Source organism: Sphingomonas sanxanigenens DSM 19645 = NX02, from assembly GCF_000512205.2.
Taxonomy (GTDB): Bacteria; Pseudomonadota; Alphaproteobacteria; order Sphingomonadales; family Sphingomonadaceae; genus Sphingomonas_D; species Sphingomonas_D sanxanigenens.
Genome location: NZ_CP006644.1, coordinates 685,069 through 705,312, shown reverse-complemented (window position 1 = coordinate 705,312; position 20,244 = coordinate 685,069). Strand labels below are relative to the sequence as shown.

General features: G+C 67.1%; 22 protein-coding genes. 7 read left to right on the top strand and 15 right to left on the bottom strand.

Features of this window, described 5'->3' with window-relative positions:
- Window positions 1-9: 9 nt before the first annotated feature.
- Window positions 10-135, top strand: a complete 126-nt coding sequence (locus NX02_RS33885) for a hypothetical protein (RefSeq protein ID WP_281178297.1) — start codon at window positions 10-12, stop codon at window positions 133-135.
- A 92-nt stretch (window positions 136-227) separates the two neighbouring features.
- Window positions 228-764, top strand: coding sequence for a DUF4136 domain-containing protein (locus NX02_RS30525; protein WP_025290751.1), 537 nt, complete (start codon window positions 228-230; stop codon window positions 762-764).
- A gap of 34 nt (window positions 765-798) precedes the next feature.
- On the opposite strand, the gene NX02_RS03210 is transcribed toward NX02_RS30525, so the two are convergent.
- The gene (locus NX02_RS03210) at window positions 799-1,221 is read right to left on the bottom strand and encodes a hypothetical protein (RefSeq protein ID WP_158013882.1); all 423 of its coding nucleotides are present in this window, start codon (window positions 1,219-1,221) and stop codon (window positions 799-801) included.
- Window positions 1,222-1,418: 197 nt separating this feature from the next.
- On the opposite strand from NX02_RS03210, the gene NX02_RS03205 reads away from it, so the two are divergent.
- From NX02_RS03205 to NX02_RS03190, 4 genes are all read left to right on the top strand, one after another.
- Entirely contained in the window at window positions 1,419-1,631 is a 213-nt protein-coding gene (locus tag NX02_RS03205) for a ParD-like family protein (RefSeq protein ID WP_025290749.1), read from the top strand.
- Complete coding sequence (map, locus tag NX02_RS03200; protein ID WP_025290748.1) at window positions 1,631-2,389, top strand: type I methionyl aminopeptidase; 759 nt, start codon at window positions 1,631-1,633, stop codon at window positions 2,387-2,389. Before NX02_RS03205 ends, map begins: the two co-directional genes overlap by 1 nt.
- A 384-nt stretch (window positions 2,390-2,773) precedes the next feature.
- Window positions 2,774-3,499 carry an HPP family protein gene (locus NX02_RS03195; RefSeq protein WP_025290747.1) on the top strand — a complete coding sequence of 242 codons (726 nt, stop codon included), beginning with the start codon at window positions 2,774-2,776 and terminating at the stop codon, window positions 3,497-3,499.
- Between the two features lie 8 nt (window positions 3,500-3,507).
- Entirely contained in the window at window positions 3,508-3,738 is a 231-nt protein-coding gene (locus NX02_RS03190) for a hypothetical protein (protein WP_025290746.1), read from the top strand.
- 3 nt (window positions 3,739-3,741) lie between these two features.
- Here NX02_RS03190 and NX02_RS03185 read toward each other — a convergent pair whose 3' ends face one another.
- The 4 genes from NX02_RS03185 to NX02_RS03170 all read right to left on the bottom strand — a co-directional run bounded on the left by NX02_RS03185 (window position 3,742) and on the right by NX02_RS03170 (window position 10,038).
- Window positions 3,742-5,181, bottom strand: a complete 1,440-nt coding sequence (locus NX02_RS03185; protein ID WP_025290745.1) for a Na+/H+ antiporter NhaC family protein — start codon at window positions 5,179-5,181, stop codon at window positions 3,742-3,744.
- Complete coding sequence (locus NX02_RS03180) at window positions 5,178-6,329, bottom strand: trans-sulfuration enzyme family protein (protein ID WP_025290744.1); 1,152 nt, start codon at window positions 6,327-6,329, stop codon at window positions 5,178-5,180. Before NX02_RS03180 ends, NX02_RS03185 begins: the two co-directional genes overlap by 4 nt.
- Window positions 6,330-6,622: 293 nt before the next feature.
- The gene (locus NX02_RS03175) at window positions 6,623-7,945 is read right to left on the bottom strand and encodes an IS701 family transposase (protein ID WP_025290687.1); all 1,323 of its coding nucleotides are present in this window, start codon (window positions 7,943-7,945) and stop codon (window positions 6,623-6,625) included.
- A 257-nt stretch (window positions 7,946-8,202) separates the two neighbouring features.
- Window positions 8,203-10,038: an ABC transporter transmembrane domain-containing protein gene (locus NX02_RS03170; protein ID WP_025290743.1), complete on the bottom strand. Its 1,836-nt coding sequence runs from the start codon at window positions 10,036-10,038 to the stop codon at window positions 8,203-8,205.
- 334 nt (window positions 10,039-10,372) lie between these two features.
- Between NX02_RS03170 and NX02_RS03165 the strand changes: the two genes are divergently transcribed.
- Window positions 10,373-11,590 (top strand): polyhydroxyalkanoate depolymerase, encoded by a 1,218-nt coding sequence (locus NX02_RS03165; protein WP_025290742.1) that lies wholly within the window; start codon window positions 10,373-10,375, stop codon window positions 11,588-11,590.
- A gap of 230 nt (window positions 11,591-11,820) precedes the next feature.
- On the opposite strand, the gene ltrA is transcribed toward NX02_RS03165, so the two are convergent.
- The 10 genes from ltrA to NX02_RS03115 all read right to left on the bottom strand — a co-directional run bounded on the left by ltrA (window position 11,821) and on the right by NX02_RS03115 (window position 20,169).
- Entirely contained in the window at window positions 11,821-13,152 is a 1,332-nt protein-coding gene (ltrA, locus tag NX02_RS03160; protein WP_047099727.1) for a group II intron reverse transcriptase/maturase, read from the bottom strand.
- A gap of 739 nt (window positions 13,153-13,891) precedes the next feature.
- On the bottom strand, window positions 13,892-14,848 hold the full coding sequence (locus NX02_RS03155; RefSeq protein WP_025290741.1) for a DMT family transporter: 957 nt from the start codon (window positions 14,846-14,848) through the stop codon (window positions 13,892-13,894).
- A 71-nt stretch (window positions 14,849-14,919) separates the two neighbouring features.
- On the bottom strand, window positions 14,920-15,765 hold the full coding sequence (locus NX02_RS03150; protein WP_025290740.1) for an oxidoreductase: 846 nt from the start codon (window positions 15,763-15,765) through the stop codon (window positions 14,920-14,922).
- A 200-nt stretch (window positions 15,766-15,965) separates the two neighbouring features.
- Window positions 15,966-16,271, bottom strand: coding sequence for a putative quinol monooxygenase (locus NX02_RS03145; RefSeq protein WP_025290739.1), 306 nt, complete (start codon window positions 16,269-16,271; stop codon window positions 15,966-15,968).
- A 34-nt stretch (window positions 16,272-16,305) separates the two neighbouring features.
- Window positions 16,306-17,067, bottom strand: a complete 762-nt coding sequence (locus NX02_RS03140; protein WP_025290738.1) for an SDR family NAD(P)-dependent oxidoreductase — start codon at window positions 17,065-17,067, stop codon at window positions 16,306-16,308.
- A 27-nt stretch (window positions 17,068-17,094) separates the two neighbouring features.
- Window positions 17,095-17,745, bottom strand: a complete 651-nt coding sequence (locus tag NX02_RS03135) for an SDR family oxidoreductase (RefSeq protein ID WP_025290737.1) — start codon at window positions 17,743-17,745, stop codon at window positions 17,095-17,097.
- 74 nt (window positions 17,746-17,819) lie between these two features.
- Window positions 17,820-18,281: a VOC family protein gene (locus NX02_RS03130; RefSeq protein WP_025290736.1), complete on the bottom strand. Its 462-nt coding sequence runs from the start codon at window positions 18,279-18,281 to the stop codon at window positions 17,820-17,822.
- 50 nt (window positions 18,282-18,331) lie between these two features.
- Window positions 18,332-18,847 carry a nuclear transport factor 2 family protein gene (locus tag NX02_RS03125; RefSeq protein WP_025290735.1) on the bottom strand — a complete coding sequence of 172 codons (516 nt, stop codon included), beginning with the start codon at window positions 18,845-18,847 and terminating at the stop codon, window positions 18,332-18,334.
- 60 nt (window positions 18,848-18,907) lie between these two features.
- Window positions 18,908-19,714 carry an SDR family oxidoreductase gene (locus NX02_RS03120; RefSeq protein WP_025290734.1) on the bottom strand — a complete coding sequence of 269 codons (807 nt, stop codon included), beginning with the start codon at window positions 19,712-19,714 and terminating at the stop codon, window positions 18,908-18,910.
- A gap of 50 nt (window positions 19,715-19,764) precedes the next feature.
- Complete coding sequence (locus NX02_RS03115; RefSeq protein WP_025290733.1) at window positions 19,765-20,169, bottom strand: GlcG/HbpS family heme-binding protein; 405 nt, start codon at window positions 20,167-20,169, stop codon at window positions 19,765-19,767.
- Window positions 20,170-20,244: the final 75 nt, after the last annotated feature.

Sequence of the window (20,244 nt, the reverse complement as noted above, 5' to 3'; positions counted from 1 at the left end):
AGACGATCGATGCCGCTGACAGCGCTGGCGCGCACGCCCGACAAGATCGGCGAGGCCGCGGCGATGGTCGCGGGCAATGCCGCGCATCTGGCCGGATTGCTGAAGGCGGCCCCCTATCCGGGCGGAAAAGGCTGATGTGCACTATAGTGCACAGCGTCGCGACGGTGGCCGGGGCGGCGCTTTGGCTCTAGGGTGGCGGCCCGCCCCGTTCGGGCATGGAGATGGTTATGGCCCTGCCGCTCGCGCTTGCGACCCTGCTGACGATCCTCGCCGCCGGTGCCGCGCCGGATGCGCCGTCGGGGCCGGTCGAGCCCGGCACGATCGTGATCGAGGGCAGCGATGCCGATGCGGATACGCAATCGCCGTTCGTCGACGCGGTCGAGGCCGGGCTGCTCGATGCGCAATTCCTGACCCTGCCCAATCGCGGCGCCAGCCGCTACCTCGCCCGCGTCGCGGTGACGCGCACCAGCCGCGGCCAGGTGACCGCGGACCAGCGCGATCCTGCGCGCGCCCGCGCCGGCAATTGGGGCCTCTCGGTCACCTTGCCCGCCGACAAGGGCAAGCTGCGCGACCTGATCGCGACCGAACTCGACGTGACGATCGTGTCGCGCAAGGATGGCCAGCCGGTGTGGCGCGGCCGCGCGGTGACGGTGCAGACGGAGGGTTCGCCCGAAAATGCGGAGGACAAGGTCGCGGTGAAGCTCGCCGGCGCGCTGTTCCGCCGCTTCCCGCAACCCGCGGAGGAGCCGATCGCGGTGCCGTGATCTCCCCTCCCGCACGCGGGAGGGGAAACCGGGCTCAATGCACCTCGCGCTGGCCGCCGGCGGTGAGCGCGGCCATCAGTGCCGGGCGATCCTCGGCCGCCAGCGCGGCGACGTGGGTCTGCACCTCGGCGCTGCGCGCGGCGATGTCGCGGCGGATCGCGGCGCGGTTGGTGATGCAGTCGCCGGCGCGGCTGCCCTTGATGCGGCGTTCGCCCGCCACCGGATGTGCCGCCGCGGCGCCATCGCCGGCGAGCTGGCGGTGGACGCGCACCGTCGCCGTCCAGTCGCAGCGCACATGGCCGCTGCGCGTGGGCGGCGCCGATCCGACCGGGCGGGTGCGCGTCGTCACCTCACCACGATAGACGACCTCGAGCGCCTTTCCGCCATGGTCGACGGTTATGCGATGGGGCTCCGGCTGGGTGAGCGCCGCCGCCAGAATGACGATCATCATGCTCATCTTGCTTTCTCCTGCGGTCTGTCCGGCCGTCTAGGTGCAGCCGGTGCACTCCATTTCGGCGGATTGCATTGCCGCAGCGTTGCCGGCCGATGAGGAAGCGTGGCGGCTGGCGCCCGCGGTCCTGCTTGCCGCAGCGGCATATCGAACATATATGGAGAATATATGATTCGTATATCAACCATAGTGCCGGAGGCGAGATGGGCATCGTGAAGATCGACGACGCGCTGCACGAGGAGGCGCGCCGCGCCAGCACGGTGATGTGCCGCTCGATCAACGCGCAGGCCGAGTTCTGGATGCGGATGGGGATGCTGGCGGAGGCCAACCCGACGCTGCCGTTCACCGAGATCGTGCGCCTGCAGATGGAGGCCGCGGCCGCCCCCGGCTTCGGCGCGACGCTGGCCGCCGCCTGATGGTCAAGACGTCCGACGAGATTGCGCTGATGCGCACCTCCGGCCGGCTGCTCGCGCAGGTGTTCGAGATGCTCGACACGCAGGAACTGGCCGGCATGTCGACGATGGCGGTCAATGACATGGTCGAGCGCTTCATCACCGTCGATCTCGCCGCGCGCCCCGCGAGCAAGGGGCAATATGGCTTCAAATATGTGCTGAACTGCTCGATCAACCATGTCGTGTGCCATGGCGTGCCCGACGCGGCCGAGATCATCCGCGACGGCGACATCATCAACCTGGATATCACGCTGGAAAAGAACGGCTTCATCGCCGATTCGAGCAAGACCTACATCGTCGGCAACGCCCCCGCGGCGGCGCGGCGGCTGGTGCGGGTGGCGCAGGAGGCGATGTGGAAGGGCATCGGCCAGGTCCGCCCCGGCGCGCATCTGGGCGATATCGGCTTCGCGATCGAGCGCCACGCCAAGAAGCATGGCTATGCGGTGGTGCGCGACTATTGCGGCCACGGGATCGGCCGCGCGATGCACGAGGAACCGCAGGTGCTGAACCATGGCCGCCCCGGCAGCGGCATGAAACTGCGCGAGGGCATGGTCTTCACGATCGAACCGATGCTCAACCAGGGCACCCGGCTGGTCGCCACCGAGGCGGATGGCTGGACGGTGGTGACCAGGGACCGCAAGCTTTCCGCGCAGTTCGAGCATACCGTGGCGGTGACGGCGGACGGGGTGGAAGTGCTGACGCTGCGCAGCGACGGGCGCTGAGGACAGGGTTCGTCGCCCCTCGGGGGCTATCAGATTCACACATCTTCGATGGATTGAGCGGGGCTGCCGCTGCGTTCCCTCGCCCCTACGGGGAGAGGGACAGGGACAGGGGGAAAGTCGCGCAAGGCGGAACGGTTTTGAGGGTTCAGCATTGCGACTCCGCCGACTTTTCAGAGCGAACGTGTAAGGCCTGTACGCTTGGCGCGACTGCCCCTCTCCCTGGTCCGCTGCGCGGACCTGTCCCTCTCCCCGTAGGGGCGAGGGGAAAAGCGGCCGTAAATAGGATGAAAGCCCACCCTCTTTAGCCCCTGAAAGCCTTCCTCGCTTCCCGGCCCGGCGCGCAGCCCCTATCCGCCGCCCGCAGCGGCAAACGGAAGGAAGATCATGCGGCGGATCTGGAACGCGCGGTTCTCGCCGCTGCTGGCGGGCGGCACGCTGCGCGACCGGATGGTCGCCTGCCTGGGGGCGCTGGTGGGGGTGCTGCTGGCGGCGCTGACCTATCGCGAGGTCTCGCCCTTCCCCACGCCCCTGCTCGCCGCCCCGATCGGCGCCTCCGCGGTGCTGGTGTTCGCGGTGCCGGCGAGCCCGCTGGCGCAGCCCTGGTCGGTGGTGGGCGGCAACGCGATCTCGCTCGTCGTCGGCATCGCGGTGATCGCGCTGCTGCCGCAGGAACCGCTGGCGGCAGCGCCGGCGATCGCGCTGGCGATCCTCGCCATGTCGCTCACCGGCTGCCTCCACCCGCCGGGCGGCGCGGTTGCCCTGAGCACGGTGCTTGCCGCGCCCGCGCTGACCGCGCCCGACCTCGCCGCCTTCGCTGCGCCGATCCTGATCAATTCGGTGCTGCTGGTCGCGCTCGGCTGGGCGTTCCACCGCTATTCGGGGCACAGCTATCCGCACCGCCCGGTGCCGGTGAAGTGGCGCGAGGCGCCCCCCGCCCCGCCCGCCGGCATCGTGATGGCGGATGTCGACCAGGCGCTGGCGGACCTCGGCGAAACCTTCGACGTCGCGCGCGAGGATCTGGTGCTGCTGCTCGCCCGCGCGGAGGCGCATGCCGCCCGGCGCCTCGGCGCGCCCGCCCCGGTTGCGCCACAGCCCCTTGCGCGCGCATAGCGCCGGCCATGAACGCCACCCAGCTCCACAACCATATCGTCACCATCCTGCTGCGCCGCGTGGGCGGCAACCAGCGCCGCTGGCGGCAGGTGCTGGGGCCGCTGCAGATCCACGACCGCGCGACGCATCCGCACTGCAACTGGTCGCTCCACCCCACCGGCAGCGCGGGCGAGATCGCCGCGGTCGAGAGCCTGCTCGACACCGTCCGCCTCGACCATCCGCTGGTCAGCGAGCGCTGAGCCTCATTCCGCGACCAGCCTGACCGGCCCCCGCGCCGCCGGCGCGAAGCACAGCGCCACCGCCAGCGAGGCCAGCGGGCTCGCCCAGCAGAACAGCGCCCAGGGCGCATAGTCCAGCGTCGGCACGCCCAGCGTGGTCGCCATGAACACCGCGGAAACCGTCCACGGCATCAGCGGCTCGGTGACCGTCACCGAATCCCCGACCGCGCGCGACAGGTTCTCGGGCGCGAGCAGCCGCTCGGCGAAGGGCTTGCGGAACAGCCCGCCGACGACGAGCGCGGTGACGCCGCCATGGCTGGTCACCCCCACCATCACCGCGCCCGCCGCCATCGCCGCGACGATCAGGCCGCCGGCCGAGCGCGCCATGCCCAGCAGCGCTTCCAGCAGCCGGTCGAGCGCGCCCGACACCCGCATCGCCCCTGCCAGCAGGAAGGCGGCGACGATGAACAGCAGGGTGCCCGCCATCGCCATCAGCCCGCCGCGGTTGAGCAGGATGTCGATCGCGGGCGCGAACGCGCGGCCGGGAAAGGCGGCGGCGGCATCGAAGCCGTTGACGACGCACGCCACCGCCTGCGCCGCGCCGAAGCCCTGGTGGGCCACGCCGATGACGAGCGCGAGGATGGACGAGGCCATGATCACCAGCGCGGGCGGCTTGCGCAGCACGATGCCGCCGAGCGCGACCAGCAGCGGCAGCGCCTCGATCGGGCCGAGGCGGAAGGCGGCGAGCAATTCGGTGCGGATCAGCGCCGCCTGCCCCGCCGCCATCGCCGGCGCCGGCCCGCCCGCCAGCCCCAGCGCGGCGAACAGCGCCAGCGCGGCCAGCGCCGGCGGCACGCTCGTCCACATCATGTGGCGGATATGCGCGTAGAGTTCGGCGCCCGCGCCGATCGCGGAGATGTTGGTCATGTCCGACAGCGGCGATAGCTTGTCGCCGAGATAGGCGCCGCACACCACCGCGCCGGCGACCGGCGCCAGCGGCAATTGCATCGCCGCCGCCGCGCCCATCAGCGCCACCCCGATCGTCCCCGCCGATCCCCAGGAGGTGCCCGAGATCAGCGACATGATCGCGGTGGCGACGAAGGCGGTCAGCGCCATGTAGTGCGGGTCGATCAGGTCGATCCCCAGCACCACCAGCAGCGGGATGGTGCCGCCGAACATCCAGGCGCCGATCAGCGCGCCGATGCTGAGCAGGATGAGGATCGCGGGCAGCGCCTCGGCAACCTGCCGCCCGGTTTCCGCCTGCACCGCCTCCCACCCCGCGCCGGCGTGGCGCGCGACCAGCCCGGCGACGGTCGCGGCGAAGAGGATCGCGAGCAGCAGCGCGTCGCCGCCCATCCCGCCGGTGGCCATCGCCAGCGCGATCGCGGCGGCGAGCGCGAGGATCGGCAGCAGCGCGCGCGCGAGCGGCAGGCGCCGCGCCGCCGCTTCCTCCTCGACGATCATGCCAGCGCCCGATCGAGATCGGCGATCAGCGCCTCGCGCCCCTCCAGCCCCACCGACAGCCGCAGCAGCCCCGCGGGCACGCGCGCGGGGGCGTCGCCCGGATCGCGCTTGTGCCCGGTGATGACGAGGCTCTCCGCCCCGCCCCAGCTCACCGCCTTGCCGAACAAGTGCAGCCGGTTGGCGACCGCCACCGCGCGCGCGAAGCCGCCCTCGGCGAGCACAACGGAAAACAGCCCGGAATGGCCGCGCCAGTTGCCCGGCGGCGCGTCCGCCGCATCGAGTTCGGGGTGATACACCGCGGCGACCGCGGGATGCTGCGCAAGGAAGCGCGCGATCGCCAGCGCGTCGTCATGATGCTGGCGGATGCGCACGGGCAAGGTCATCAGCCCGCGCAGGAACAGCCACGCCTCGAACGGCGGCATCACCGCGCCCAGCAGCATATAGGCGGAATGGAAGATGCGCTCGATCAGCGCGGCCGACCCGACCAGCGCGCCGCCCACCGCATCGCTGTGCCCGCCGATATATTTGGAGCAGCTGTGGACGACGAGATCGAAACCGAGGTCGATCGGCTTCTGCAGCAGCGGTGTCGCCACCGTATTGTCGATCGCGGTCAATATGCCGCGGGCGCGCGCCAGTGCGGCGATGCCGGGCAGGTCGACGCGGCGGAACAGCGTCGATCCCGGGCTTTCGAGAAAGATCAGCCGCGTTTCCGCGCGCAGCAGCGGTGCGATCGCCTCCGGCGTGGCGGCGAAGCTCTGGCTGTGGCTGACGCCGAAATCCTCCAGCCGCCGCGCCAGCTCCAAGGTGGGGCCATAGACGTCGTTGACGAACAGCACATGGTCGCCCGCCTTGAGCAGCCCGAACAGCAGCGCCCCGATCGCCCCCATGCCCGAGGCGAAGCACTTGCACGCCTCCCCCCGCTCGAGCGCGGCGAGCACGTCCTCCAGCACCCTGACCGTCGGGTTGGTGCCGCGCGAATAGGTGCTCGCGCGATGCTCCTGCGCGAGATCGCGATGGAGATCCTCGATGCTGGCCTTGCGGAACAGCGAGGCCTGCGCGATCGGCGGCAACACCATGCCGCCCTGCCCCGCGACATCCTCCCCTGCGCGCAGGCAGATCTGAAGGTCGTGCGGATCGAGGGTGATCATGGGGGGCCTTGCCTCGTGGGGGATGTCAGTGCGGCACGACATGCCCGCGACGGGCAGCGGCGTCAAAGCGGCAGCGGGGTGGTGAGCTGACCTATTTCAGGGACACGACTTATTTCGGGGACACAATACTAAACTCGCTGGCCTGCATTGCGCGCACAGCGCTTTGCCTGAGTTTTATATCCCTACTGCGTCATAAAGATCGGATATTGGATTGAGGCGCGAGACAGCAGGGACATCGAGCTAGGCGCCTGACGATGGCGGCGGCGAGGTGGATGCGGATGGTGGCGATGGAGTCATGGACATGGCGCTGCGGCCGAACGGGGAGCGCCGCGCGGGATATAGGCTTTGGGAATGGGAGGTTTTTGGCGGGATAGCGGATGGTGGAGGGCTGAGGGGGGAATCGTCTCCATTTGGGAGATGAGGAATCCGTAGGCGGCGATGCATAGGGTGACATGGTGGTGGAAGCCGCGCCATCCGCGGCCTTCATAGTGGCCGAGGCCGCATTGCTGCTTGAGATCGAGATAGTCGCGCTCGATGCGCCAGCGCAGCTTTGTGAGGCGGACGAGTTCGGTCGTGGCGATGTCGGCTGGCAGGGTGGAGAGCCAGAAGCGGGCGGGTTCGGGGTCGCCTTGTGGCCATTCGATCATGAGCCATAGCTCGGGGGAAGGATTGGCGCGCAGGCCATCGCCATTGGCACAGCATAGCCGCAGGAAAGCGAAGCGTCCGCCGAGCGGTTCGCTCGATCCCTGGCGGCAGGTCACGGTCTGCCACGCGCTGTCGGGCAACTCGAGCGCGAGCGCCTTGACCTGAACCGGTTGATGAGCGTGCTTGGGCAGCTTCTGCTCACCTGGCCGAGGGCCACGGCGGTGCGTTCTGGAGCGTGGCGGCGGCGCCTCGCCGGGGCGCCAGACATTGGTGATGGGGCGGATCGCGACCGCGTAGGCTAAGCCCAGATCGGTCACGCCCTGGCGGAAATCGGCGGCGCCGCCATAGCCGGCATCGGCCAGCACGACGCCTGGCGGCAAGCCTTGCGCGATCGCCGCCGCGAGCTGATCGAGCGCGATCCCGGTCTTGGACCGGAAGGGGATATCCTCGGGCACCCTGGCCTTGCGCCGCCGCTCGGCGTCGTTCGCCCAGGCCTCCGGCAGGAACAGCCGGTGCGCAACCGGCAGGCTCGCCGTCTCGGTCGCCAACGACAGGCTGACCATCACCTGGCAGTTCTCGGTCTTGCCGAGTTGTCCGCAATATTGCCGCGCCACGCCGACCGAATGCTTCCCCTTCTTGGGAAAGCCCGTGTCGTCGATGATCCAGGCCTCGACCGGGCCGTCGCGCTCCACCACCGGCAGAACCTGCTCGCGGACACACGCCATCAGCGCCTCGTCCGACCAGCCGCCCTGACCCACGAAATGCAGCAGCGACTGGTGTTTCGCCGATACCCGGTCAGGCCGAACCACCGCCGCCAGCGGCTCCACGCTCTTGCGCTCCACGGGAAGCAGCAGTCCCGTGCAATAATCCCTCAACGGTTCGGCTCGGTCCGCATGCCCGATCACTTTCACAAGACGATCGACATAAGCGTCAAAACGCGCTTCAATCTCCTCCGTCCAGCGACCCTCCATCCCGACCCTCCAGCTCAGTTTGAATCACCGAGCCTATCACATCTGCGCCGGTACCGAATCCCCCCTTCTTCTGACTCAGTAGGGATACTAAACTCGCTGCCCTGACTTATTTCGGGGACACAATACCCCTACTGAGTCAGAAGAGAGAGAAAGAGAGAAAGAGAGAGAGAGAGAAGGGGGGCGGCAGCTCTTGTGCCAGAATTGCCTATTCCATCCTCGAACAGCATGCGCCCGGCAACGCCAGCGACACCCCGCCGTTACGCCGCCAGCCCGTCGAACTGCAGCCGTGCCAGCTTCGCATAGAGCCCGCCGCGGCCGATCAGCACGTCATGCGCGCCTTCCTCGACGATGCGGCCATGGTCCATCACGACGATGCGGTCGGCGGAGCGGACGGTGGCGAGGCGGTGGGCGATGACGATCGTCGTGCGCCCCTGCATCAGCCGTTCCAGCGCGACCTGCACCAGTCGTTCGGATTCGGCATCGAGCGCGGAGGTCGCCTCGTCGAGCAGCAGCAGCGGCGCGTCGCGCAGGATCGCGCGGGCGATGGCGATGCGCTGGCGCTGGCCGCCGGAGAGGCGCGCGCCACCCTCCCCGAGATAGGTGTCGAGCCCCTGCGGCAGCCGGCGCAGGAAATCGGCCGCGTTGGCCGCCTCCGCCGCCGCCCAGAGCTGGTCGTCGCCCGCATCCCAGCGGCCGTAGCGCAGATTGTCGCGCGCGGAGGCGGCGAACATCACCGTTTCCTGCGGCACCATCGCGATGCGCGCGCGCACCTCCGCCGGATCCGCCGCGGTCAGCGCCACGCCATCGAGCAGCACCTGCCCGCGCTCGGGATCGTAGAAGCGCTCGATGAGCTGGAACAGGGTCGACTTGCCGGCGCCCGAGGGGCCGACCACCGCGACCGTCTCCCCCGGCGACACCGAAAGCGAGAAGCCGTCGAGCGCGAGCAGTTCGGGCCGCGTGGGATAGCGGAAATCGACGCGATCGAAGGCGAGCGCGCCGCGCGCCGGCTGCGGCAGCGCCGCGGGGCTGGCGGGGGCGGCGATCGTCGGCTGCTCGGCGAGCAGTTCGGCGAGGCGGCTGGCCGCCCCCGCGCCGCGCACGAGATCGCCATAGACCTCGCTCAACGCGCCGAACGCGCCCGCGACGAGCCCGCCGGTGAGCACGAAGGCGGCGATCGTGCCGCCGGACATCCGGCCCGAGGCGACGTCCACCGCGCCCTGCCACATCACCAGGGTGATCGCGCCGAAGATCAGCCCCATCACGATCGCGGTCATCGCCGCGCGCAACAGGATCCGCCGCCGCGCGGTGGCGAACACGCTGTCCACCGCGGCGCCGAAGCGCGCCACCTCCCGCGCCTGCTGGCCGAACGCCTGGACGATCTTCATCGCCCCCAGCACCTCGTTGATCTGGGTGCCGACATCGGCGACGCGATCCTGGCTGTCCCGCGAGACGGTGCGCAGCCGCCGCCCGAGCAGCACGATCGGCACGACGACGGTGGGGATGCCGACCAGCATCAGCCCGGTCAGCTTGGGGCTGAGCGAGAGCATATAGCCCATGCCGCCCACCACCATGATGATGTTGCGCAGCGCCACCGAGACGGTGGTGCCCACGAGCTGCTCGATGATCGTGGTATCCGCGGTCAGCCGCGAGGCGATTTCGGACGGGCGGTTCTCCTCGAAGAAGGCGGGCGACAGCCGCAGCAGGTTGCGCTGCACCGCCAGCCGCACGTCCGCCACGACGCGCTCGCCCAGCCAGGAGACGAAATAGAAGCGGCACGCGGTCGCCAGCGCGAGCAGGGCGACGATGCCGAGCAGATAGGTGAACCAGCGGCCGATCTCATGGATATCCGCCCCCGCCGCGAAGCCGCGATCGATGACCAGCCGGAAGCCGCTGGGGATGGCGAGCGTCGCCCCCGCGGCGACGAGCAGCGCGAGGCTGGCCGCGACGATATGGCCCGGATAGCGGATCGCCGCCGTCCACACCATCGCGAGGCTGCCCAGCCGGCGCCCGCCCCCTCCCCCGCCCGCGTCGCGGGCCGCATTTTCGATGGCTACTGCCTTGTTCTCGCTGGCCACTGCCTTGGTCTCCGCCATGGGCGGGGCGTAGCAGCGCGCGCGGCGGCCCTCAATGGCGCTTAGGATCGGGCCATCGGATCCCCAGACCGGAGAGGGTGCGGGAATGGCGCCGATATTCGAAACATACGCCGAATCGCCCTTTCCTGCACTTCGCGGCAGAGGCCTTCGCCCAGGCGCGCCGCGCAAGTAACGGGAATGCGGGGATCGCTTGCGTCGTTCGCACCTGCGGCATGAAATTCGTCGCATTCTGGAACGCAAATCCACAGTACGACGTTGCACCACCATGATCCAGGGCGCTAGAAAGTCCGACTCGTCACGCGAACGCGCGGTCGAGTCTGTGGGATAGGACCAGATGCTTTACCAAGCTTATGAGATGCAGCGTTCGCTGTTGGCGGGCGTCAGCGCCTTTGCCGACATGAGCGCCAACCTGTTGCAGAACCCGGCAAATCCGGCCGCCTATTTCGGCGGCGGGCCGGTGTTCGCATCCGCGCTCGAGGTGTTCGCGCACGCATCCGCGCCGCGCGGCAAGCCCGCCTTCGGGCTGACCGAGACGGTGGTGGACGGCAAGACCGTGGCCGTGCGCGAGGAGATCGTGCTGCGCAAGCCGTTCGGCCAGCTCAAGCGCTTCGTGCGCGAAGGCGTGGAGGGCGGCCCCAAGCTGCTGATCGTCGCGCCGATGTCCGGCCACTATGCCACGCTGCTGCGCGGCACGGTGGAACGCATGCTGCCCAAGCATGACGTGTACATCACCGACTGGCGCGACGCGAAGCTGGTGCCGACCAGCGAGGGCCGCTTCGACCTCGACGATTATGTCGATTACATCATCGCCTTCCTCGACCAGATCGGCCCGGGCGCGCACATGCTGGCGGTGTGCCAGCCGACCGTGCCCTGCTATGCCGCGGCCTGCGTGATGTCAGCGGACGAGAACCCCAACCGCCCGCGCACCTTGACGATGATGGGCGGCCCGATCGACACGCGTGAGGCGCCGACCACCGTCAACCGCCTCGCCACCGAGCGCCCGCACAGCTGGTTCGCGCAGAATGTGATCGCGACGGTGCCGCTGCAATATCCCGGCGCCCGGCGGGAGGTCTATCCGGGCTTCCTCCAGCTCGCGGGCTTCATGACGATGAACCTCGGCAGCCACCTGATGAGCCATTGGGAGATGTTCAAGCACCTCGTGGCCGGCGACGACGAGAGCGCCGAGGCGACCAAGGATTTCTACGAGGAATATCGTTCGGTCTGCGACATGACCGCCGAGTTCTACCTGCAGACGATCACGGTGGTGTTCCAGGAGCATCAGCTGCCCAAGGGCGAGATGATGCACCGCGGCCGCCGCGTGGACCCGGCGGCGATCAAGGACATCGCGCTGCTGGCGATCGAGGGCGAGCGCGACGACATCTCCGGCCTCGGCCAGACCAGGGCCGCGCTGACCATCGCGACGGGCCTGCCCGAGGACAAGAAGAAGTACCACATGGCCGCGGGCGTGGGCCATTACGGCATCTTCAACGGCAGCAAGTGGCGCACGCGGATTGCGCCGGTGCTGGAGGAATGGATCGCGACGCATAGCTGAGGGTTGGGTGACTTGCGCCGGAGGCTGGGATGGCCTCCGGGGTGGGAGTCCACGGCCGCAATATGGATACAGATCGCGTTGAACCACACAAAATAGCGAGAATTGGTAGAGTCGGGAGGTGACGCGGTGACGTGCGGTGCGCCTGTAGGGCTTACCAGACGTTCCGTTTTCACCCCCCGCTCGGCGAACCGGGCGTGCAGATTTCCCGCACCCGGCTCTCGAACAAGACATCACGCCTTCGCCCATGGCGAGCTACGTCCAAGTCTGGTCAGGCGTACGAGTCCAATGGTCTCGTAGAGGTACTCGTCTGGATAAACCCGAGCCCTGCGTCGCTTGCCTCGATGTTTGATACGCAGCCACCGACGCACCCGCACCAACGTGTAGCTGTCGACGGCCCGGTACGCCTTGCTTGTTGTGCCGACCGAAAAGTAGTTGGCCCAACCGCGTAGCGCCCGGTTAATCTTCGCTATCAGTACTGCGGGATCCTGCCATGTCGACGTCATCTCGGTCAGCGCGTGGATTTTATCCACGGTGCGCTTGATGCTCTTCTTCGACGGTCGGTAGCCCATGCGGGCCCTTCCTGTCGTCGGAGAGTACATCCGACCGAAGGTGTATCCCAGAAAGTCGAACGTCTCGTCCGGCACCTTGCAGATGCGGGTCTTTTCCTCGTTCACGGTCAGCTTCAGCTTGCCCATCAACCTGCGCATATGATCGAGCGCGGCTTCCGCGTTGCCCTTCTGGCATAGGATGACGAGGTCATCAGCGTAAGTGACGAGCCGAGCGCCGAGGCGTTGCCCAAGACCGAGCTTCCGCCATCCCAGCACGAACCGGCGCATGTAAAGATTTGCCAGCAAGGGTGAGATGGGTGAGCCTTGCGGGATGCCGCGTCGCTGATCCTTGGCCGCCGTCGTTCGTGTCTTCCGGCCTTTGTCGTCGGTTTCCTCGACAGCACAGTCCAGCCACAACCTGATCAGGTGCAGCACGCGCGGATCGACGATCCGGCGGGCGACGGACTTCATCAGTTCGGGATGGGGAATGCTGCCAAAATAGTCGGCGAGGTCGGCGTCCACGACATCGGGACGGCCATGAAACAGCTGGTCTTCCACCTCGATCACGGCCTGCTGGGCGTTACGCCCAGTTCGGTAGGCATAGATCTCTGGCGGAAGGTCGGCTTCGAAGATCGGCTCCAGCACCAGCATCGCTGCTGTCATGCAGACCCGATCCCGCACGGTGGAAATGCCCAGCGGCCTGAGTTTGCCGTTGGCTTTCGGTATATGGACCCGTCTGATCGGTTCCGGTCGATACGTCTCCTCTCTGATGGCAAGCGTCAGTTCCGCCAGCCACCGCTCGACGCCGTACGCCTCGATATCCGCGAAGTCCTGACCGTCGATCCCCGGTGCGCCCTTATTGGAGCGACACTGGGCATAGGCATGAGCCAGAATGTCGTCGCGGCTGATCTTGTCGTACAGCGCGTAGAAGCGGTAGCCGGCTTCCACCTTCGCTTTCGCGTGCAACGCCGTCTGCAGTTTCTGGACGCTTTTCGGAGTTGATAGGTTTCCCAATCTCGCGGTCCCTCACTACTTGGTGCGTTCGCCTTGAACTGAGGCTCCTTCCCTCCACCGGCATTACCCGGCTTCCCCGGTACTACGGGCCTCTCCGCCACCCCACCGCGCCCGTCCCATCCCTCGCGGGCGTCCGGTTGCTCGTCCCCGAGCACGTGATGGGGCTTCCCGTGTTGCGTGCGCTTTCCTTGTGTACATGCTGCCGCCACTACCCCGGTGTGGCGGATGGGTTCAGCGTCGCTCAAACTCCCCCATCCGTATCAGCCTTCCCCGGAAGTCCGGCCGGGTCGGCCCACACATCGGCATTTTCGAGGTTTGCTCAGCGTTCACTCACGTTGCGGCCTGCACACTCGCACGGTCACCTATGTGACCGTCATCCGGGGGCTTCAGACATTTCGTCACCTCCATGCCTGCCCCGGTTGCTTCCGGCTGGAGCATGTTGCCGGGTGGGGCTTTCACCCACTGGAAAGCGCCGCCTTGGCACGGCGCACGGACATTTCTGCCGTTCCCCAGCGACGTGTCGAACGGCAAATCTCACCAAAAGCAGACATCCGGGTCTGCCCCAACCCCCACCGGAAAGCGACGGAGATCGAGCCGAAGGTTTAGGTTGGCGGGATCGTGACAGCTGCCATCGCCTTGGCACGGATCGCGGCGACAACACCTAAATCAATGAGCCAGTCGGGAAGGGTCCTTCAACTGCCAAGCACGACGCCACTTAGAAACATGGCAGCGGGCGTGATCAGGCTCTCTTCGGTGCCGACCTGGTCGACGTGACCGCGACCAGCATGCCGGCCGTTAGGATCAGCAGGCCCGCGAGTTGGACTATCGTAGGGACACCGCCGTCGAACGAGATGCCAACCAGCATGGCGATGGCCGGCGCGAACGTCGGGAAAAGTGCCGCGCGTCCAGCGCCCAGATCTTGCACCGCGCGGCTGAACGCGAACAGCGCGACCACGCCGCCGAACACGCCTTGGACAAGAATCTGCTCAACAAGCAGGGCGGGCGAAGCCGCAGCAATGTGGGAGAGGCCCTCGGTGCCGAGATAGACCGGTACATAGAGCGCGGCCGACACCACCGACACCACTGCGGTCGCAGCCATCGGATCGATTGCCCAGCGGCGCTGAAGTACTGTGAACAGCGCCCACATCACGCCGGCCACGATGAACAGCAGATCGCCCACCCAGGCGGTCGAGCCGCCGGCGAGCAGGCTCGGTCCCGCCGTGACGACGAGGCCGCCGATGATTATGCCAAGGCCCGTCAGGCGCCGCCGGCCGGCGCGTTCGCCGACCAGTGCAGAGGCGAGGAGGAAGCTCGCGACGGTCAGCGACCCCAGCTGAATGACCGCGCCGTGCGCCAACGGCGCAAAGCGATAGCCCGAGGTGCCGATCAGCACGAACAGCGGTCCGGCAAGCACAGCCAGCGCGAAACCCTTGCCCCAGCCGATACCGCCTAAGCGAAGCGGCGCATGGCGGATCAGCCAGGGCAGCAGGATCAGACCGGCGGTCGCATAACGGATGAACGCGAGATCGCTCGGCAACAGGCCTGCCGCGACGGCGTGGTTGGAGAACGCCATATAGCTGCCCCAGATCAGCGCGGCGGCAAGGCCGAATGCGATGCCCCGATGCGTGGTCGACCAGCCCGTCGGGACAGGTGTGACGGTGCGGGAGCAGGGGCTGGCGAGCGTGATAGCGGACATGGTCGATCTCCTGCGCCGCCAGTGGTGAACCGACGGCGCTCAGCTTGTGGCGGGCACGCGGTCGCCCGGGGTCAGGCGGCTGCAGCGTCGGACGGAAAGTCGGTCGAGACCGACACCTGCCGCCAGTTGGTGAGGATCGCGGCATCCGAGACATGCTTGGCCTCGATCGCGGCGACCGTGTCGCTGCCAAGCGGCAGGCGCACCGGCGGATTGGGCGCATCCGCGAAGTCGATCAGCACCTGGGCAAGGCGTGCCGGGTCGCCGGGCTGGTTATGATTGAGGCCCGTTGCGACACCCCGGACGCGGCCGGCGGTCGTGGCATAGTCCTCGATGACGGTCGGGCTGACGCTGAGCGACGTCGCGTCGAGGAAGTCAGTCCGAAAATAGCCCGGCTCGACGACCGTCACATGGATGCCGAGCTGTTCGAGTTCTGCGTGGAGCGCTTCGGACAGGCCTTCGACCGCGAACTTGGTCGACGAGTAGACCCCAAACCCCGCCGCGCCGCGATAGCCGCCGATCGACGAGATGTTGAGGATGCGGCCCGCTTTCGCTTTGCGCATGTGCGGGAGCACGGCGCGGGTGACATTGAGCAGCCCGAACACATTCGTGCGATAGACCGCCTCCACCTCGGCGGCGCTGGCCTCCTCGACCGCGCCCATGAGGCCGAAGCCGGCATTGTTGAGCAGCACGTCGATCCGGCCGAATTTGGCAATGGCGGCATCAGTTGCTGCCTTGGCCTGGGTCTCGTCAGTCACATCGAGCGCGACGGCGAGGAGATTGGGATGGTCGCCAAAGCGATCGGTGATCTGCTGCGGGTTGCGGGCGGTCGCGACGACCGCGTCGCCCTGCTGCAGAGCGAGGTTGGTGACGAGGGCGCCGAAGCCGCGCGAGGCGCCGGTGATGAACCAGGTCTTCATGGGGATTTCCTTTCAGCTTGGCCGGTGCCGGAGGTTCCGTTCGGCTTGAGATCTGAAATACGACCTAGGCATTGGCGCGATAATCCGATGAACATTCCGATCCATGCTGAGCGAAGTTCATCAATCGGAATGGCGGGCAAAGAGAAGGGCCGGGCAGCCTGACTGCACGGCCCTTCATAGGGTGACCGACCGGAGGGGGATCAGCTGCGCAGGTCGATCGCCGTGGCGAAGGTCAGCTCCATCTCCTTGGCGAGAAGATCGGGAAACCGATCCATCATCGCTTTGGTGTAGGGCTGCCCGAAGTGAGCATCGAGATCGGCTTTGCTTCGCCACGTCTCGTACAGCACCCAGACATTGGGATCGTCATTGTCGCGGTGGAGCACATAACCGATGGCGCCCTCTTCCTCGAGCGTCGGTGCGATCAGGGCCTTGAGGCCATTGCCGAGCTCGTCGGAGGTCCCTGGCTTGGCGGTCAGGCGGGCAATCAGGGTCAGTTGCGAAGTCATGATGGTGTTCCTTTGATGGATGGGGATGGCCGGGTCAGAGATTGGCGACCGACATCTTGATGTTATGACCGCCATCGACCGTGATGGTCTGGCCGCTGACGTAGGAGGCCTGGTCGGAGGCGAGCCAGACCATGGCGTCGGCGATCTCATCCGCTTCGCCGATCCGGCCGAGCGGCACATTGAATTCGTAGAAGTGCCGCATGTCGCGTCCCTGTGTGAAGCGATCGGACATTTCGGTCTTGATGAAGCCGGGTGCGATGCCGTTGACGCGGATGCCGTCACCACCGAGTTCGACCGCAAGCGCGCGGGTCAGTGACTCCGAGCCGCCCTTCGTCGCCGAATAGACCGGGAGGAGCGCGCCACCCTGACGGCCCCAGAGCGAGGAGACGGTGATGATCGATCCGCCCGGCCGGCGCAGATGCGGGATCGCATATTTGGCGGTGAGCAAGGTGCCGCGTAGGTTGGTCGACAGCACCGCGTCGACATCCTCGATGCTGAGTTCGGCGAGCGGCAGCACATGCGGCGGCTCGATCCCGGCATTGGTGATCAGTGTGTCGATCGGTCCGAACCGTTGCATAGCGCCCGCGATGAAGGCTTCGATCTGACTGGCGTCCTGGACGTCGGTGGTCTGGAACCAGCCGGTGCCCCCGAGCCGCTCGATCTCGGCGACGGCATCCGCGCCGCGGTCGGCACGGCGGCCCGAGATGGCGACATTGGCGCCTGTGTGGGCGAAGGCGAGCGCGGTGGCATAGCCGATGCCCGAGGTCGCGCCGGTGATGACGATAGTCTTGGTCATGACATTACTCCATTGCGGCGCGCGGGATCAGGCGGCTGGATAGACCGCCTCCCAGGCGGCGGCGGGATCGGTGGCGAGGGTCCAGAAGACATCGGCAGCGCCGCGAGCTTCGTTGGACTCGGGAGCGACCAGCGTGGCGACGGTGGCGAGGCGAATGCGGATGCCGCGCTCAGCCATTGGCTCGGCGAGGCCCTGCACCATGTTGCGCAAAGCCGCCTTGCCGGCGCCGAGGACGGCCCAGTCGGCGCTGGGGTGAACGCCAAGGCCACCGCCGGTGACGAGGATGGTACCACCGCGAGCGCCGAAGCCTTCGGTGGCGGCGCGGATGGTGTTGAACCCGGCGGTGACATCGATCGCGAGGTCGTTCGCGATCTCGGCGTCAGTCATCGAGAACAGGTCTTGGTTGCGCACGACGCCGGCGTTGAAGTGGACCGCGGTGAGGCCACCAGTCAGCGCTTCGGCCTTGGCGACGGCGGCGCGGAGCGCGGCGGGATCGGTGGCGTCAGCGGGGATGGCGCGGGCAATGATGCCATCGGCGGTGAGTTCAGCGTTCAGGTCGGCGAGCCGGTTGGCGTTGCGGCCGGTCAGGACGACCTGCCAGCCTTCGCGGCCGAATTTGCGGGCAACCGCTTGGCCGATGCCGGGGCCGGCGCCGATGATCATGATGGAGTTGGACATGGGGGTATTCCTTGCGTTTTGGTGCGGCGGGCCGCCCCTCATGCAAGGGACGGCCGGTCAGCGTGTGGGGGAGATCAGGCGAGCACCTCGGCCAGCTCGATCAGATTGCCGAAGGGGTCGCAGAAGAAGGCGAGCTTGCGGCTGATCGCTTCGAGCACGAACGGCTCGGCGACGATGGTCACGCCGCGAGTGCGGAGCGTCTCGACGGTCGCCTCGACGCTGTCGACGTTCAGGCAGAAGTGGTGATAGCCCGCCCAGCCGAGGCTGCTGCCGAGGTCGGTATAGGTCCGCACCTCCTGCGGCTGGGGATCGCCGCCGCCGAGGATCTCGACGTAGAAATGATCGTCGGTCGCGGGCGACACATAAGCGAGCTGCTCGTCGGCATAGTCCCATTTGGCGACGACGCGGAAATCGAGCGTGCCGACGTAGAAGTCGAGTGCGGCCTGAAGGTCCGGCGTGCGCACCGCGACATGGTGGCCGCGCATATCTGCGAAGGGTGAGGCGCTGTTCGGCGCAGGAGGAATGAAGTCAGCCATGAGGATTGTCCTTTCTTGAGTTCAGGTGGCTTGATGGTGCGTCCGGGGGATCACTCGGTGGGCGTGACGCGCGCCCAGAGGTCGTTGAACGCGATGGCGTCGAAGAAGGCGTTGGCCTCGACCACGCGCCCGGCCTTCATGCGGAAGAACCAGGCGTAGGTGTTGACGTAGGACTTGCCGTCTTTGGCTGTGCCTGCGGCATCGAATAGGATGACGACCCGGTCGGACTCGGCCGTGATGCTGCGGACGGCGGGCTTGATGCCGACCGACATCCGGGCGTTGAACGGGCGGATGACGGCGCGGAGAAAATCCTCCTTGGCCGGGTACCGTTTGGATACGATCGAATTGCCTTCGATCGTCCAGTTGGCTTCATCGGCGAGCAGTTCGAAGGGATTGCCGGTGCCGGCCTTCCAAGCGTCGAACCTCGCTTCGACCACTGCCTTGTTCTGTGCCGGGGTGTGCGCCTCGGCGCGGGGCGTAAGGGCGAGGATCGCCACGCTGGAGGCGGCGACCCCAAGGGTAAAGCGCGCGGCAAAGGGCGCCCAGAAACGGGTATTGCTGGTCATTGTCTTTCTCCGGTGATGGCGGGAGCGGCGGAGGGGGTACCGCCGCTCCGGGGGGTGGGCTTAGATTTCAGCGTCCCAAGCGGCAGCCTGTGCTTCCTTCAGCATGTCCTCGACCGCCTTGGGGCTGACGTTGCGGACCTTGCCGGTATCGGCGGGGACGATCGCGATCATGCGGTCGATCTGTTCCTGCGCGTCCATATGGCCCATCGGGCTGGCGAGCAGCGCATCGAAGGTGGTGCGAAGCTCAGCCGGCTTGGTGAAGTTCTTGTCGGCATCGAGCCAACGGAACGCGGTGTCCGCCATCGTCTCGTTATAGCCGGTGTAATAGGCACCCGGGTTGATCGTCTGGACCTTGATCCCGAAGGGTGCGACTTCCTGAGCGATCGCTTCGGCAATCGATTCCAGCGCGTGTTTGGTCGAGACATAGGTGCCCCAGCCGGCCGGCGTGAACAGCCCACCCATCGACGAGGTGAAGACGATCTTCTTGCCTTTTCCGCCTTCGACGACCCAGCGCTTGATGAACGCTTGGGTCAGCTCCAGCGGCTTGAAGACGTTGATCTCATAATTCTTGCGGACCAAATCGAGCGGGATTTCGGATACCGGGCCGCTCTCGCCATAGCCGGCGTTGTTCCACAGGATATCGATATCCAGCTTCGCGATGAAAGCCATATCATAGGGGTCGGTCAGGTCGAGCTTCTCGACGCGCAGATTGTCTAGGCCGAGCTTGGCGACCTTTTCGCGCAGCGCTGCCACCTGGGGAGATATCTGTGCGGTCGCGATTATGTTGTGGCCAGCCTTGGCCATTCCGATCGCAGCGGCCTCGCCGAAGCCCGAACCGGCGCCAGTGATGAGGATGGTCTTGGTCATATCGAATATCCTTTCGTGTTTACGTGAGGGTTGGTCGCGATGTTGAGGGTTCAGCCGATGAGCGCGGCGACCGCGGCTTCGGCGATGTCGAGGTCCTGGGACGGGGCGCCGCCCGACACGCCGATTGCGCCGATGATGGTGCCGTCGGCTGCAGCAACCGGGAGGCCACCCGGGAAGGGCATCAGGCCGCCGTTGCTGGCTTCAAGATTGTGCGCGGGAGCACCGGGCTTGCAGTAATCCCAGACCGCTTCGCTGCTGATCTGGAATAGCGCAGAGGTGCGCGCCTTGCCGATCGAGAGGTCGATCGAGCCGAGCATCGCGCCATCCATCCGAGCGAAGGCTTTAAGATGGGCGGCGGCGTCGAGTACCGCGATATTGGCGGCGATACCGAGATCATGGGCACGGGCGGAGCCGGCGACGATCATCGCATCTGCCTGTTGGATCGTGAGGGTCATCGTCTTGCTCCTGTTTGCCGTTGTCCGGCTGACAGGAGCTATTTGCGCTGGTTTGATCGCTGCGATTAGACGATG

Bases quoted from the DNA above. Each gene is read 5' to 3' on its own strand.
- NX02_RS03150 (WP_025290740.1), bottom strand. From the start codon at position 15,765: ATGAAGACCTGGTTCATCACCGGCGCCTCGCGCGGCTTCGGCGCCCTC.
- NX02_RS03205 (WP_025290749.1), top strand. From the start codon at position 1,419: ATGGGCATCGTGAAGATCGACGACGCGCTGCACGAGGAGGCGCGCCGC.
- NX02_RS03120 (WP_025290734.1), bottom strand. From the start codon at position 19,714: ATGACCAAGACCATCCTCATCACTGGCGCCGGTTCGGGCTTCGGCGAG.
- NX02_RS03195 (WP_025290747.1), top strand. From the start codon at position 2,774: ATGCGGCGGATCTGGAACGCGCGGTTCTCGCCGCTGCTGGCGGGCGGC.
- NX02_RS03210 (WP_158013882.1), bottom strand. From the start codon at position 1,221: ATGAGCATGATGATCGTCATTCTGGCGGCGGCGCTCACCCAGCCGGAG.
- NX02_RS03140 (WP_025290738.1), bottom strand. From the start codon at position 17,067: ATGACCAAGACTATCGTCATCACCGGCGCGACCTCGGGCATCGGCTAT.
- NX02_RS03125 (WP_025290735.1), bottom strand. From the start codon at position 18,847: ATGACCAGCAATACCCGTTTCTGGGCGCCCTTTGCCGCGCGCTTTACC.
- NX02_RS03135 (WP_025290737.1), bottom strand. From the start codon at position 17,745: ATGTCCAACTCCATCATGATCATCGGCGCCGGCCCCGGCATCGGCCAA.
- NX02_RS03115 (WP_025290733.1), bottom strand. From the start codon at position 20,169: ATGACCCTCACGATCCAACAGGCAGATGCGATGATCGTCGCCGGCTCC.
- NX02_RS03130 (WP_025290736.1), bottom strand. From the start codon at position 18,281: ATGGCTGACTTCATTCCTCCTGCGCCGAACAGCGCCTCACCCTTCGCA.
- NX02_RS03165 (WP_025290742.1), top strand. From the start codon at position 10,373: ATGCTTTACCAAGCTTATGAGATGCAGCGTTCGCTGTTGGCGGGCGTC.
- NX02_RS03145 (WP_025290739.1), bottom strand. From the start codon at position 16,271: ATGACTTCGCAACTGACCCTGATTGCCCGCCTGACCGCCAAGCCAGGG.
- NX02_RS33885 (WP_281178297.1), top strand. From the start codon at position 10: ATGCCGCTGACAGCGCTGGCGCGCACGCCCGACAAGATCGGCGAGGCC.
- NX02_RS03180 (WP_025290744.1), bottom strand. From the start codon at position 6,329: ATGATCACCCTCGATCCGCACGACCTTCAGATCTGCCTGCGCGCAGGG.
- NX02_RS03170 (WP_025290743.1), bottom strand. From the start codon at position 10,038: ATGGCGGAGACCAAGGCAGTGGCCAGCGAGAACAAGGCAGTAGCCATC.
- NX02_RS03155 (WP_025290741.1), bottom strand. From the start codon at position 14,848: ATGTCCGCTATCACGCTCGCCAGCCCCTGCTCCCGCACCGTCACACCT.
- map (WP_025290748.1), top strand. From the start codon at position 1,631: ATGGTCAAGACGTCCGACGAGATTGCGCTGATGCGCACCTCCGGCCGG.
- NX02_RS03190 (WP_025290746.1), top strand. From the start codon at position 3,508: ATGAACGCCACCCAGCTCCACAACCATATCGTCACCATCCTGCTGCGC.
- NX02_RS03185 (WP_025290745.1), bottom strand. From the start codon at position 5,181: ATGATCGTCGAGGAGGAAGCGGCGGCGCGGCGCCTGCCGCTCGCGCGC.
- NX02_RS03175 (WP_025290687.1), bottom strand. From the start codon at position 7,945: ATGGAGGGTCGCTGGACGGAGGAGATTGAAGCGCGTTTTGACGCTTAT.
- NX02_RS30525 (WP_025290751.1), top strand. From the start codon at position 228: ATGGCCCTGCCGCTCGCGCTTGCGACCCTGCTGACGATCCTCGCCGCC.